The sequence below is a fragment of the Croceivirga lutea genome, assembly GCF_014235875.1.
Lineage (GTDB): Bacteria > Bacteroidota > Bacteroidia > Flavobacteriales > Flavobacteriaceae > Croceivirga > Croceivirga lutea.
The window spans coordinates 15,850-29,982 of the sequence record NZ_JACJUK010000002.1 but is presented as its reverse complement, the minus strand read 5'-3'; the positions used below and the strand labels follow the sequence as shown (position 1 = coordinate 29,982).

Genomic DNA, 14,133 nt, shown 5'->3' with positions numbered 1-14,133 from the left:
TTTGGGACTGTAAAATTACCGAATTAAGTAATTCAGATTTTTAAATGGTTGCGAAATGCAGAAAAGTGTAGGTGAATGGAGTTAATACCAATGTAAAAGGGACGAAATGCATGGTTTCGTCCCTTTCAACTGTTAAAATGTATGTGAAATTAGCTTTTTGGGTCTAAAATCATATCAATTCTTTCGAGCACATCTTGTAAATGATAGCGACTCATAGTATCAGAAATTCTTGAAAGTCCGTTTCTAATATCGCGCCTTAAGTTATTTAATTCCGCTCGTGCTACAGACCTAATATCTGACTGACTTGTATTTACAGCAGTTGATTTACGATAACCACCAAAGTCGGGCAATTTACGTTGGTTTTCAGCAGTCATTAAATATTCTAATCTATCAATATGCGCTTTTTGTAGGTTTCTACGATACGTATCAATTGACCTTCCGCTTCTAGTTTCTGACCAAACACCTCGTCTTAAATCGCGCATTAACTCGGTAATAGTATAAGCATCACTACCATTTAAGGATTCATTTTCAATAGCTCTTGCTAGTTTCCCTAAACCAAGAACTGTATTTAATGAGCGTTCTTGTAAAGCACGAATGCGTTCTACTGAACCCGAATATTCGGTACGTTGAAAAATAGCTTTATCTAATAACCACTCAGGCGTTTCAAATAATTGCTCATTTAAAAATGCCATACAGTTTTTCTGATGTGCTTTTGGTACGTGGGTATAGACTACACCTTCTTGGTCAGCAGTTTTGTGATATTCATAAACACCACCAATATTATTAGCTACATGGCCCATGTATCTTCGAAGTTGCGAAATTACCTGCCCATACATAGTGCCCAACTCATCGTAGTTTTCGCCATCTTCTGTTGTCCATTTCATTAAATTAGGCACAATACGTTTCAGGTTAGCAATACCATATTCGCTAGCTTTTATAGCATCATCACCTAAATCTTCAGTTTGTGAACTAGGGTCATGAATATCTCCTACCTGTTGGTGACCAAAACGGTACATTGGGTCACCCGCATGTTCAAGAATCCATTTGTTTAGAATTGGCTTTTCTTCTTTAGCTGTTTTATCTAAAATAGGTTTGTAACCCCATTTGATAGCATACTTATCGTATACCCCAATATTAGGCATCATGGCCACATCACCATCACCTGGCTGTGCCACGTAGTTAAAACGCGCATAATCCATTATAGAAGGCGCAGTACCATATTTTTTTGTAAAACTTGCAGAACGTAAAGAATCTACCGGATATGCCACACTACTACCCATATTGTGAGGTAAACCTAAAGTGTGACCAACTTCGTGAGACGATACAAAACGAATTAAACGCCCCATAATCTCATCTTTAAATTCAGTACTTTGTGCTTCCGGATTAATTGCAGCTGTTTGTACAAAATACCAGTTGCGTAATAATGACATTACATTATGATACCAATTAATGTCTGATTCTAAAATTTCACCGCTTCTAGGGTCACTTACATGCGGACCGTTAGCGTTAGGTATGGGAGAAGCCAAATAACGTACCACAGAATACCGAACATCTTCAGGTGACCATTCTGGGTCTTCTTCTGCTGATGGGGGGTCTTTAGCAATAATAGCATTTTTAAAACCGGCAGCTTCAAAAGCAACTTGCCAATCTTCAATACCTTGTTTTATAAAGGGTACCCATTTTTTTGGTGTGGCTCTGTCTATATAGTATACAATTTGTTTTTTAGGCTCAACTAATTCGCCAGCTTTATATTTTTCAATGTCCTCATCTTTAACCTCTAAACGCCATCTATCTAAATAAGTCACCGTTTTACTGCGCTGAGCATCATCACCATAATCTACCTGACCTCTTGCAAACCAACCCACACGCTCATCAAAATAGCGTCTTTTCATAGGTGCTTTAGGTAAAAGAATCATGGAGTTATTAATTTCAATAGAGATAGAACCTAAACTTTGATTACTTGGCGGGTTACCTGCAGCATACGTTTTTACATGACGCGCTTCTACGTTAAGCGGGTAACTTTTTATACTTTCTATATAACTACGGTCACCATCTAAACGAGAAATCTTATACCGTTTTCTTCTAGAGTCTGGCATACCTAACGCCTTAACATCTTTGGTAAACAAATTGTTAGCCTCAATTACTGTAGTGGTGTTGAGTGAATCTTTTGTATTAAAGGCCTTAATGTCGAATGAAAATAGAACAGGCTCAAAATTAGAATTCACTACCGCCTCATGTATGGGTAATGAGTCCGCCGCATAATTTTGGTAAGATACCACTCTTAGCAATACTTTTTCTGGCTTTTTTTCCCAGCGTAGTACTTGAGTATTTATTTTTCCGCCACCAAAACCAATACCGGTTGCTGTTTTAGAAATTCTGCTCACCATTAGCATTTCTCTATTAAATAGTGAATCTGGAATTTCGTAGAAATATTTTCCATCTACATCATGTACATGAAAAAGTCCTTCATCAGTTTTAGCATCAGAAGTAATTACCTTGCTGTAAGGTTTAATTTTTTCGTCTTTTTTAGGTTTTGATTCAGCAGCCGAATCGGCTTTTTTCTTTTTCTTTTTGAATAGTTGTGCATCAGCAGTTTGAAAGCTTACTAATGCAAAAAACATGAGGAAACTCCTCAAAAATAACTTTGAAATCATCTTTTTTAGCATCATTTGAATTTGTCAGTGCTGTAAATAACCAAAAAAAAGAAGAATCTTTCTGTTAAAACCATGCTAAGGTGTGTACTATTTTTTTTGATGGTGAATCTTTGGCAACCCTGCGTTTTAGACTTGGTTTCAGTTGTTAGCTCCTGCTATAGTTGACTTAGCGGAGTATTAGGAAATTGTTAAAATGAAATATTCGATGTAACATTTTGGTTTTAGTGTAGTCTTATAAGCATATAACATCAATCAAAAAATCAATCAAAAATGAAACAGTTATTAATTATTTATGCGTGTACCTTAATCGGCGGTTCACCCATAGCAGAAGAACAAAAAAGTACGGACTTTTTAATTCAACCCCAAGTTGAAACAAACCGTAGCTTAGAAGAACTAACAGTAGTAAATGTTACTGCTGAAACAAGACCAATTGTAACAGACGTTTTTAATGAGTCTGTACAATTTATGGATTGGAATTCAGAAATCTTAGAAAAAGAATTAGTGGAGACTAAAGTTGTAGTTACTAATAGTGCTACCTCTGAAGAAGAAACTACTACAATTTTTGATTTTGATTCCAATATAAGTTCAGTGATAGAAAATGAAATTGAGTTAGGTTTTGACACTTCGGATTATTTACCCTCAGGTTTTGACCCGTATGCCACGCCAACAGATATTCATTCTATAGACTTTATTGAAATTGAAGATGAGGATTTAGGATTTGACACTGAACCTTATTTGCCAGAAGGATTTAATCCACATAAAGCATACTTCAATATTCATGACATTGAAATTATTGAGGAAGAAGAAGTGTTAGACGTAAATACAGACACGTATTTAGATGATTCTTTTGACCCTTACACCAATATAATAGACATACACTCTATAAACTTTATAGATATGGATGACGAAATAGAATTAGGATTTGATACGAGACCGTATCTTCCAGAAGGCTTTGACCCTTATAAAAGGTCAATCTAGGTAGGATGTTTTCATTTTATCAAATTTGAGTTAGTTAGTTGGTAAAAACCCTCGAGAAATCGAGGGTTTTTTTATGTGGTATGCGTTGTTATTATTCCTCTTAATCGCTCTATTTCGCTGCTTAACAAAAACTTAACCTATTTTTTCGATAAAGTGTAACTGATAAAATTTCAATCATTTTGTTGTTAAATGTGCAACAAAGTGACTAAGTAGATTAACAGAGTAGCAATGTTTCTAAGGTATGTTAAAATAATTATGAATGACTGGGGTTTTAGAATTACTTACATACTCATCTACACATACGAAAATCATCGTAATAGGGTTATACATGTGCAATTTTAAAAGCAATATTATGAAGTACAAAATGTACTTAAGTACCTTATTTGTAGCGTTATTATTAATGCCATTAGTGGGTGCAAAAACTAAAACAGAAAAAAGCAACTCAAAAGTAGATGTATCTGCTATTGAGTTTGTTGAGGTTTCTGAGGAAATAAACTTAGGTTTTGACACCAAAAGTTATTTGCCTGCAGATTTTGACCCATATGCTGCGGCATCAAATATTCACTCCATTGATTTTATAGAAATCGAAGAAGAGCTGACTATTGATACTAAAAAGTATTTGCCAGAGAATTTTAATGCTTACGAGTAAGAATTCTCTTTATGAAATAGGCCTATAAAACCCTGAGATTTTTCAGGGTTTTATAGTTTGGTGTAAGAACGATTGTGCAGTTCGTCGAAAAGACAACAAAATCTTGGGTTCACACTTCTGGTTAAGCGTGGTTCACATCTATTTTTTGTTACATTTAACCGAATTGATTTTTTTTAATGTCTCAATCAGTTCCCAAACACACTATAATTATGAAGATTAAAAAAGTACTTTTAGTTCCCCTGCTAATCTTACCCTTCGCTTTTTCCACTTTTGCTCAAGAAGTAAGTAAACGAGAAGAAATTGCTTTATTAGAATTACATGCTCGAACTAATGGCCACGAATGGACCCACCCTTGGGATTTGGACCAACCCATTTCAACATGGTATGGTGTCAAAGTAAAAGATGGTAAAGTAGTTGCCTTAGATTTAGCAGACAACAATCTTAAAGGTAATTTGCCACTTACGGTTGGTAATCTCAGAAATTTAGAATATCTAGATTTATCAGAGAATGAACTAACGGGTAGAATGCCAAGAGAACTTAGAAAGTTTGAAAATCTAAAGTATTTAGATTTAAGCGCTAATATGTTTAAAGGTTCTTTGCCGTTAACCGTAAACCGTTTAGAGAGCTTGGCCTATCTAGATTTAGGAAAAAATGCTTTCGAAGGTGAATTACCAAAATCGATAATTGAGTTGCGTAATTTAAACAGCCTTGTTTTAGCAGATAACAATTTTACAGGAGGCATGCCATCAGGGATGGAGAATTTAAAAAAGCTAAATAAATTGTATTTGGCAAATAATAATTTTAATGATTTAAGAGGTCTACACCAATTATCACAGCAGCAATTAGTTGCTTTAGATGTTGATATTAAAGACTTAAAATATATTCCTTTAGATTTTATGGCGCCTCAAGAAGGTACTGCGGAAACTAAATTTGAAGACGATAACGAAGAGTAATCTTAACCATGCTTTTCATTTTTAAAGGCTTGCTATGGTGTTGCAAGCCTTTTTTTTTATCCACTAAAACAAGAGTGGTAACACAAACTGAAATACCAAGATTAATAGCGAAACCGCAATTAAATTAAGAATTACACCTGCTCTTGCCATTTGCGGAACTTTTACATAGCCACTAGCAAAAACTATTGCATTAGGTGGGGTTGCCATTGGTAACATAAACGCACAACTACTAGCTACGGTAACTGGTATTAAAAGATAAAGAATAGGTATTTCTAAACCTATAGCAATACCTGCTACAACGGGTGCTAAAACAGCAACTAACGCTACATTACTCATTAACTCTGTCATAAAAAGCATTAGTAAAATTAAAAGAGATGCGGTTAGCAGAATGCTGATATCACTTTGTGCAATACCATTAGCAACAAGGTCAACAATACCACTTACAGACATTCCTTTTGCAAGTGCCAAGCCACCGCCAAACAGAACTAAAATTCCCCATGCAAGTTTCGAAGTATCTTTCCATTCTATTATAAAGTCAGCTTTTTTAAGATTGTAAGGAATGGCAAAAAGACAAATAGCGGCGAAAATACTTATCATAGTATCTGTAAGGCCCAGTGCTGGAAAAACACCATTTATTAATGTTCTAAAAATCCATAAGAAAACGGTAACTCCAAAAATGGCTAAGACCATTTTTTCTTTTCCAGAAGTTGGACCTAGCTTTTCCAATTCCGTTTTAATTACATCTTTAGAAGCATTAAAACGCAACCCTTTGCTGGGGAACATCCATTTTACAAGAACAAAGTAGGTTATTACTAACATTAAAGTGGCAAAAGGCACCCCAAATACCATCCATTTTAGAAACGAGATTTCAATTTGATATTCATTTTCTAACAATCCAACCATAACTGAATTGGGAGGAGTTCCAATGAGCGTAGCCACACCACCAACATTGGCAGAAAATGCAATACCCAACATTACACTTAAGGCAAAATTTTGGTCTTTTTGAGTAAAGCCATCAGCATCATGAATTAAGAGATTGATAACAGATAGTGCTATTGGTAGCATTACAACCGTGCTTGCCGTATTGCTAATCCACATGCTTAAGGCTGCTGTTGCAATCATAAAACCCAAAACAACTTTGTTGGGGGTTGTACCAGTAAGTTTAATTATAGTTAACGCAATTCTACGATGCAGATTTACTTTTTCTAAAGCTAAGGCCATTACAAATCCACCAAAGAATAAAAATATTATAGGACTACCATAATTAGCGCCTACTTCTGCAATAGGAATAATATTTAAAATGGGAAAGAGTAATAATGGTAATAATGCCGTAACTGAAATTGAAACCGCTTCAGTAATCCACCAAACAAGCATCCAAAGGGCTACCGCAATTACAGCATCACCTTTGGTAGAAATTAGTTCAAATGGAAGATTAACACATACGATAAATAGCATAGGGCCTAGAAATAGCCCAATTTTTTTACTTAGCTCCATGGGAAACTAAGCTAACTATTTTTTAACAAAGTGAAAAAGCTATTTTTAACGATGCTGGTCTATTAAAATAGGATTACCATCTGGATCCATGAGCACTAAGTTTCCGGGGCCTTTTTCGCCTTTGATTCCGTCTGATAGTATGGTGATGTTTTCAGCCTCTAATTGCTCTTTTAGTTGCCTAATATCTGTAAATTCTTTTAGGTTATTTGCGTTATTGTCCCATCCTGGATTAAAGGTTAACGTGTTTTTATCAAACATGCCTTGAAACAACCCAATAGTACAGGTATCGTTTTGTAGTATTAACCAGTTTTGAGCAATGTCTCCACCAAACTCAGTGAATCCCAGTTTTTCATAAAATGCCTTCGAAGCTTTGATGTCTTTAACCGCTAGACTAATAGAAAAGTTACCCAATTGCATAATTGATTGATTTTTGGTTTCACTTAAAGATACATCATAACCCGTAATTTTTTTATTCAGTGTAAATTCCATGTAAATAGGTAAGTGGTCAGAGGGGCATAAGCCATTATTTCTTTTGTCGTTTATATGACGGTATTTCTGAACACTTTTTAAATTTTTACAGAATATGTAGTCAATTCTGTTTTGTGGAATTAGGTTTTCATCAAAGCCGTTAAATGTGCCTTTTGGTCCGTATAACGATTTTTCTGAGATGGCTACACCGTCATCTAAATAGCTAGTAAATGTTTGAATTGGAGGGCTATTAGGTTCGCTATTAAAATCGCCCATTACAATTACAGGTTCCGTCAGAATTTGTAGTTGTTGTAGTTTTTGTTCAATGAGTAATGCCGAATTTTTTCTTGCCTGCTCACCAATATGGTCAAAATGGGCATTAAATACATATATTTTTTCACCCGTAGTTAAATGTTCAAAAAGTGCGTACGTACAGATGCGTTCCATGGCGGCATCCCAACCAACAGATATTTTTTCTGGGGTTGTTGACAACCAAAAAGTTTCACCTGTTATAAGTTTAAATGCCTTACCATTGTAGAATATTGCCGAGAATTCTCCTTTTTCTTTTCCGTCATCTCTACCCACCCCGGTATATGCATAGTCAGCTAAATTTTTGTTGAGGTAAGCTACTTGAGATAGTAATCCTTCTTGAATTCCTAGAAAATCTGGTTCATAATTTTTAATGAGTGCCACCACGGCTTCTTTTCTATTATCCCACGCATTTTCACCATCATTAGAAGTGCTATATCTAATGTTGTAAGACATGGCTTTGTGTTGTGCCTGTAGCTTAAAATTTACAAGCGAAAAGAATACAAGTCCGAGAATTATGAGATTGATGCGCATAAAAAAGGTATTTTCAAGAGTAATACTGCATAATTATTGCAGCTTCTCTCAAAAATACCTAAATACTTTTACCTTAGGCAGCTATACCTAACCTGTATATTTTACCATAAGGTTATCGTCTGTTTTTTCAACTTTAAGTTGCCCAATTTTTGCGAGATTTTTGGTGCTTTTATCCCATTTTTTACCGCTTAAACCAGCTTTAGATTTTAAATCAGCTAATGGCATTTCACTTATGGGCTTTAAAATGTCGATAATTACCTTTTCTTCTTCAGTTAATTCAACCTTCTTTTTCTCAGGTTTCATTTGCGGAAAGAAAAGTACTTCTTGTATGCTAGCATTATTGGTCATTAACATTACCAATCTATCTATACCAATACCAATACCTGAAGTTGGAGGCATACCGTACTCTAATGCTCGTAAAAAATCTTGGTCAATAAACATGGCCTCATCGTCACCCTTTTCAGAAAGACGTAACTGTTCTTCAAAACGCTCACGCTGGTCAATAGGGTCATTTAGCTCAGAATATGCATTAGCCAACTCTTTACCATTGACCATTAATTCAAAACGCTCTGTAAGACCAGGTTTGCTTCTATGTGCCTTAGTTAACGGACTCATTTCTTTCGGGTAGTCTGTTATAAAAGTGGGTTGTATATAGAAATGCTCACATTTTTCACCAAAAATTTCATCTATTAATTTACCTACACCCATGGTTTCGTCTACCTCTAAACCAAGGTTTTGAGCAGTAGCTCTTAATTCTTCTTCTCCCATACCAGAAACATCAATACCGGTATGTTCTTTAATAGCTTCTAAAATAGGTACTCTAGGGTAAGGAGCTTTGAATTCTATTTTGTTATCACCAACGGTAATGGTGGTACCTCCGGTGGCATCTTTGGCTACTTTTTCTAATAATTGTTCGGTGGTATCCATCATCCAGTTATAGTCTTTGTATGAAACATACAATTCCATTACCGTAAATTCTGGATTATGAGTACGATCCATTCCCTCGTTTCTAAAATCTTTAGAGAACTCATAAACACCATCAAAACCACCAACAATTAATCTTTTTAAATACAGTTCGTTGGCAATTCTTAAGTATAAAGGAATGTTTAACGCATTGTGGTGCGTTAAAAATGGGCGTGCAGCAGCACCACCTGGTATGGGTTGTAAAATAGGCGTTTCTACCTCTAAGTACCCTTTGGCGTTATAAAATTCACGAATACTGTTAGTGATTTTAGTTCGTTTAATAAACGTCTCTTTTACTTTAGGGTTTACAACTAAATCAACATATCGTTGACGGTATCGTAATTCAGGGTCATTAAACTCATCGTATACCTTACCATCTGCATCAACCTTTGGTAACGGTAAGGGTCTTAACGCTTTGCTTAACAATTTAAAGTTCTTAACCAATACTGTTTTCTCACCAACCTGTGTTGTAAACAGTTCGCCTTCAACCCCTACAAAATCACCAATATCAAGTAGTTTTTTATAGACCTCGTTATACAGGGTTTTATCTTCATCAGGGCAAATTTCATCTCTATTAAAATATACTTGGATACGCCCTTGACTATCTTGCAATTCAGCAAAAGAAGCTTTTCCCTGAATTCTACGAGACATTAACCTACCAGCGATAATTACCTTTTTGTCAGCTTCAAAATTTTCTTTTATACTTTTTGATGTGGCATCAACAGGATATAAGGCTGCAGGGTATGGGTCAATACCCATTTCTCGTAATTTGGATAATTTTTCTCTTCGAACTATTTCTTGTTCAGACAGTTGCATAGTAAAACCAATTTGTTTTTTTAAAAAGTAGTTCAGTTTTATTCAATAGGAACTAAAAAAACTTCTCAAAAATTAAAGCGCAAAATTACACTTTTGCGCTTTAATAAAAACCCTTTAGTACTTACTTGGTTTGTTCATAATTAGGATTATATGTTTGATTGCTAACAATGGCAAAAAAATCGGCTTCCCAAGAAGTAACAGGCGTTTCTATAATTCTATTGACTTCCTTACCATTTTTAAGAAAAATTAGCGTGGGAACACGTTTGATATGGAGACCCCATTCTTCGCCGCCAGGGCTTTTTTTGTAATATTCTTTTCGTTGGTCAACAGCAACAATTTTAAGTTGATTCATTGGAAAATTCAAATGCGATAATAGTTTAATAATTTTGGGTACCTCTCGTTTACTATCTCCACACCATGTGCCCATAAATAAGAGTAGGTTATACGTTTTTAGCTTGCTAGCGATAAGGGCAGATTTGGTGTTGTCAATGGTATAGTTCTCAAATTGCGGTTCAAACCAGGATTGATACGAATTTGTTTTTAAATCGGTAACCGAAATTTCTCCAACTAGAAAGGTAGTACCATTGGGTAAAACGATTTCTTTTGACTGTGCATTCAACATAAAAGTGGAAAGCATAACTGCAACGCATGTTAGTTTTTTCATGATTTTTAGAATTTGTCCGAAAATCAATAAAAACACTACTTAGCAAAAGAAGGTAGGGTTTGAAAATGGGACTAGACCCCCGTTGAAATTTAAAATTTAGAATGAATTTCTGCTCTAGAAGTAATATTTAACTTTTTATAGATACTATTAATATGGGTTTTTACTGTGCTTAAACTTATAAATAATTCTGCGGCAATTTCTTTATTCGATTTTCCTTCTAGTATAGCTTTAACCACCCGTTCTTCTTGTTGTGTTAGGTGGTAGTTTTTAGTATTGACTTTTCTAGATTTGTAGATTAATAAACCAACGAGAAAGACTACAATTGGTAAAGTGTAAGCAAACCATTTAAACCAAAAGTTTGGGTCTTTTGTAGCATTTTTCGAAGAAGATTGAATATAAGTGTCTGCAGATATTTCCGCTTCAAATTGCTTGGTAAAAGCAGCTTCTGGGTATTTTCTATGTAAGCGCTCCAATAAATCGGAATAATATTTAGAATCTAAAATATCTTCTAAATAGTAATCGTGAGTTTCTGAACTTCGATTAGATAAAAAATTATAAACTACTAATTCTACAAGAGGTTCGTTTGAATTTAGGCCAAATTCTTGAAAAATTTCAAACCATTTCGCAAATTTTAAATCCTTGGCTAAATCAGAATCGGCGTTTGCAAAGTCTAAAATCATTTCATCCTTTAGAGCATAAAATTCTAAAATCTTATCTGCCGAATTATTGGTTGCATTAACCTCACAAAATGTTTGATTAAATGTAAAGGGTAGATTTATGGTATCGCTGTTATTGGCAATAAATAAGATGCTTTCTATTGAATTGCACGCTTTTAAAAAATGATTGCCGCTAACAATGCTATCATTGCAACCGTCAACATGAACTCTGTAAATTCTATTTTTCTTAGGAAGGTTATCACCAGAGAAAGTAAAATTACCTAAAGAGTCGGCAACAGTTTGTTCTAAAAATTGGCTTTGATAAACCCGTTCTGTTTTACGATAATCTTCAACAAGAGATAAATAAACGCTTTGATTCCTATACGGCTCACCTACTTGGCCACTAAATTGAAATTGCGCTTGCATAGTTCCTAAACAAAAAAGTATAGAGACGTAAAAGAAACGTCTAAAAAACAGGTGTAAAAACTGTAACAACATAAGCAGTTTTGCGACATATAGGTACATCAATCAAATCTATGAGTTTTCTACGAGTTTTATTAGCAATTATTTTTCCACCCTTGTCTGTTATTGGCAAAGGTTGTGGGTCATTTTTTATTGTTCTACTTTTAACATTTTGCGGTTGGGTGCCAGGGGTAATTGCCGCGTTAATTATTTTGAACAATCCAAACTAAGAACTATGCGAGTCTTTAAATTTTTAAGCTTCTTAACGGTTGCTGTACTTGTTGTTGCCTGTAATTTTACTGAAGAAATTTTTCTTGATGATAATGGTTCTGGTAAAATTAATATTCACTTTAATGGTGATGAGTTAATGGCTGCTATGGGGTCTATGGGTACTGATAGTACAAGCCTCGAAGAGAAAATTGATACTACTTTAGTGTTTAGAGATTTATTAGAAGAACGTAAAGATAGTATTGCACAGTTACCAGTAGAAGAACAAGAAAAACTGAAAAAGCTTGAGCCATTTACGATGCACATGGTAATGGATTCAGAGACTCAAAAAATGAGTTTTGATATGTATAGTGAATTTAAAAACGTAAATGAGGTTAATGATGCTTTCAACGCTTTTCAAGATGCATCATCAATAGGGCCTTCTTCAAATAATGATGCTGCTGGGCAAAAACCACCTCAAATGCCTACTGAAGTGGTTTATGATTTTAATGGAAACACATTTTCTAGAACTGTAAAAATTTTAGATGAAACACTCTTTGAAAAAAGCTTAGATAGCTTGCAGAGTGCTGAAATGTTTTTATCCAGTTCTACGTATACTTTTAAATATCATTTTCCTCGAAGAATAAAAGCTACTTCGGCTGAAGGAGCAACATTTTCTATGGATGGTAAAACAATGATTTACGAAGTTAATTTCTTAAACATGATGAAAAACCCAACTGCAATTGACTTTACTGTGGAGTTAGAAAAGAAATAGGGTATTCGTAACTTTGTAAGATGAATAAAAAGGTCTTACTTAAAGATTTAGGTCACAAAGATTATAAGGAAACTTGGGATTATCAGGAAACTCTATTTAAAGGTATAGTTGATACCAAAATTAAAAATAGGAGAGAAGAAGCTGGTCTAGAGACGCCTAACTATTTTTTGTTCGTAGAACATCCGCATGTTTTTACTTTAGGTAAAAGTGGCGATATGGACAATCTTTTAGTGGATGAAAAAAAACTAGAAGAAAAGGGCGCTAAATTTTATAAAATAAACAGAGGCGGAGATATTACATACCACGGACCAGGTCAGATAGTTGGTTACCCAATTTTAGACCTGGATAACTTCTTTACAGATATTCATAAATACTTACGTTTTTTAGAAGAAATGGTGATTTTAACCCTAGCTGAGTATGGACTAAAAGCGGAACGTTCTAAAGGGGAGACTGGGGTGTGGTTAGATGTGGGTACACCTTTTGCTCGAAAAATATGTGCTATGGGCGTGCGCGCAAGTAGATGGGTAACCATGCACGGTTTTGCTTTAAATGTAAATGCTAATCTGGGTTATTTTGATATGATGATACCCTGCGGAATTAAAGACAAAGCCGTAACTTCTTTAAATGTAGAGTTAGGAAAGAAACAAATAGATGTAGAGGAAGTACAGCAAAAGTTATTAAAACACTTTACTAAACTCTTCGAAGTTGAACTTATAAAAGAAAAAACCTCGGTTTAGTACCGAGGTTTATAGTTTTTTACTTATTGTAAGCTGTTAGAAGTGTACTACTCATTAATTTCCTGTTTTTATTGTAGGTTTCTTGCTTAACCATACCAACGCCTTCTGCTAACCATACTCTAGTTGGAAAGCTTTGATTGGCCATCATCATTTTGGTTTGAGTATCACTATAAATCACATAACAATCAAAAGAGCCTGCTGGTGTGGTTACTTTTTCCTTTTTCTCCACTTTTCTATTAACCGTATCCACATTCATATTCATATTCATACCTCCGCCCATGGTAACTTTAATATTAATATTAGCATCTGGTAAACGTTGGCCAACAGAGAGGTTGTTGGGTATTTCTATATCTACACCAGACATTTCCATTTCCATGTCACCAAATTGATTCATCATTTGCTCGTTCATTAGAGATTCAAAATCAATTTTTACAATATCACCTTCACATAGGATATCGTATTCTGAACTAAATTCGTTGCCCTTTTTGTCGGTCATGGTCATCATCATAGTAGCCGAATCTGTAGAGCCAGAAGTTTTAACATTAGTTACCTTATAATGCATAACGCCATCTTCTTTACCTTTTTTATCGTAGTTGGTGTACTCCATAGTAGCACCCTCTACTAAGGGGTAGTATTGGCTACAGGCAGATTGAGCATTAACGTAATTGGTAAGTGCAAAAAACACTAACAGTGGGAGAATACATTTTTTCATTTTGGTTTTCGATTTAATTAATTCTATTTGTTGATTTAGGCCTAAGTTAATACGGTTGTATTAAAATAAAACCATAACAAGTTAACTGTAGTCTAAGAATAA

The 14,133-nt window shown here is 34.7% G+C and carries 13 protein-coding genes; 6 read left to right on the top strand and 7 right to left on the bottom strand.

What is annotated here, in order from left to right; genetic code table 11:
- Positions 1-149: 149 nt before the first annotated feature.
- Positions 150-2,621 (bottom strand): zinc-dependent metalloprotease, encoded by a 2,472-nt coding sequence (locus tag H5V42_RS03700; protein WP_229665596.1) that lies wholly within the window; start codon positions 2,619-2,621, stop codon positions 150-152.
- Between the two features lie 303 nt (positions 2,622-2,924).
- Here H5V42_RS03700 and H5V42_RS03695 point away from each other — a divergent pair, with 303 nt between their 5' ends.
- The 3 genes from H5V42_RS03695 to H5V42_RS03685 all read left to right on the top strand — a co-directional run bounded on the left by H5V42_RS03695 (position 2,925) and on the right by H5V42_RS03685 (position 5,234).
- Positions 2,925-3,632, top strand: coding sequence for a hypothetical protein (locus H5V42_RS03695; RefSeq protein ID WP_185781785.1), 708 nt, complete (start codon positions 2,925-2,927; stop codon positions 3,630-3,632).
- 352 nt (positions 3,633-3,984) lie between these two features.
- The gene (locus tag H5V42_RS03690) at positions 3,985-4,281 is read left to right on the top strand and encodes a hypothetical protein (protein WP_185781784.1); all 297 of its coding nucleotides are present in this window, start codon (positions 3,985-3,987) and stop codon (positions 4,279-4,281) included.
- A gap of 209 nt (positions 4,282-4,490) precedes the next feature.
- Positions 4,491-5,234: a leucine-rich repeat domain-containing protein gene (locus H5V42_RS03685; RefSeq protein WP_185781783.1), complete on the top strand. Its 744-nt coding sequence runs from the start codon at positions 4,491-4,493 to the stop codon at positions 5,232-5,234.
- Between the two features lie 63 nt (positions 5,235-5,297).
- On the opposite strand, the gene H5V42_RS03680 is transcribed toward H5V42_RS03685, so the two are convergent.
- The 5 genes from H5V42_RS03680 to H5V42_RS03660 form a co-directional block, all read right to left on the bottom strand.
- Positions 5,298-6,728, bottom strand: coding sequence for an SLC13 family permease (locus tag H5V42_RS03680; RefSeq protein ID WP_185781782.1), 1,431 nt, complete (start codon positions 6,726-6,728; stop codon positions 5,298-5,300).
- Positions 6,729-6,773: 45 nt separating this feature from the next.
- Positions 6,774-8,039 carry an endonuclease/exonuclease/phosphatase family protein gene (locus H5V42_RS15335; protein ID WP_185781781.1) on the bottom strand — a complete coding sequence of 422 codons (1,266 nt, stop codon included), beginning with the start codon at positions 8,037-8,039 and terminating at the stop codon, positions 6,774-6,776.
- Positions 8,040-8,126: 87 nt separating this feature from the next.
- Positions 8,127-9,818 carry a lysine--tRNA ligase gene (lysS, locus tag H5V42_RS03670; protein ID WP_185781780.1) on the bottom strand — a complete coding sequence of 564 codons (1,692 nt, stop codon included), beginning with the start codon at positions 9,816-9,818 and terminating at the stop codon, positions 8,127-8,129.
- 121 nt (positions 9,819-9,939) lie between these two features.
- On the bottom strand, positions 9,940-10,482 hold the full coding sequence (locus H5V42_RS03665; protein ID WP_185781779.1) for a thioredoxin family protein: 543 nt from the start codon (positions 10,480-10,482) through the stop codon (positions 9,940-9,942).
- Between the two features lie 89 nt (positions 10,483-10,571).
- On the bottom strand, positions 10,572-11,564 hold the full coding sequence (locus H5V42_RS03660) for a response regulator transcription factor (protein ID WP_185781778.1): 993 nt from the start codon (positions 11,562-11,564) through the stop codon (positions 10,572-10,574).
- A 110-nt stretch (positions 11,565-11,674) separates the two neighbouring features.
- On the opposite strand from H5V42_RS03660, the gene H5V42_RS03655 reads away from it, so the two are divergent.
- The 3 genes from H5V42_RS03655 to lipB are packed head-to-tail and all read left to right on the top strand — an operon-like array spanning position 11,675 to position 13,319.
- Positions 11,675-11,830, top strand: coding sequence for a YqaE/Pmp3 family membrane protein (locus H5V42_RS03655; RefSeq protein WP_076457143.1), 156 nt, complete (start codon positions 11,675-11,677; stop codon positions 11,828-11,830).
- A 5-nt stretch (positions 11,831-11,835) separates the two neighbouring features.
- Complete coding sequence (locus H5V42_RS03650; RefSeq protein WP_185781777.1) at positions 11,836-12,582, top strand: hypothetical protein; 747 nt, start codon at positions 11,836-11,838, stop codon at positions 12,580-12,582.
- A 20-nt stretch (positions 12,583-12,602) separates the two neighbouring features.
- Positions 12,603-13,319: a lipoyl(octanoyl) transferase LipB gene (gene lipB, locus H5V42_RS03645; protein ID WP_185781776.1), complete on the top strand. Its 717-nt coding sequence runs from the start codon at positions 12,603-12,605 to the stop codon at positions 13,317-13,319.
- A 19-nt stretch (positions 13,320-13,338) separates the two neighbouring features.
- Here lipB and H5V42_RS03640 read toward each other — a convergent pair whose 3' ends face one another.
- Positions 13,339-14,031, bottom strand: a complete 693-nt coding sequence (locus tag H5V42_RS03640) for a TapB family protein (RefSeq protein ID WP_185781775.1) — start codon at positions 14,029-14,031, stop codon at positions 13,339-13,341.
- Between the last annotated feature and the right edge of the window lie 102 nt (positions 14,032-14,133).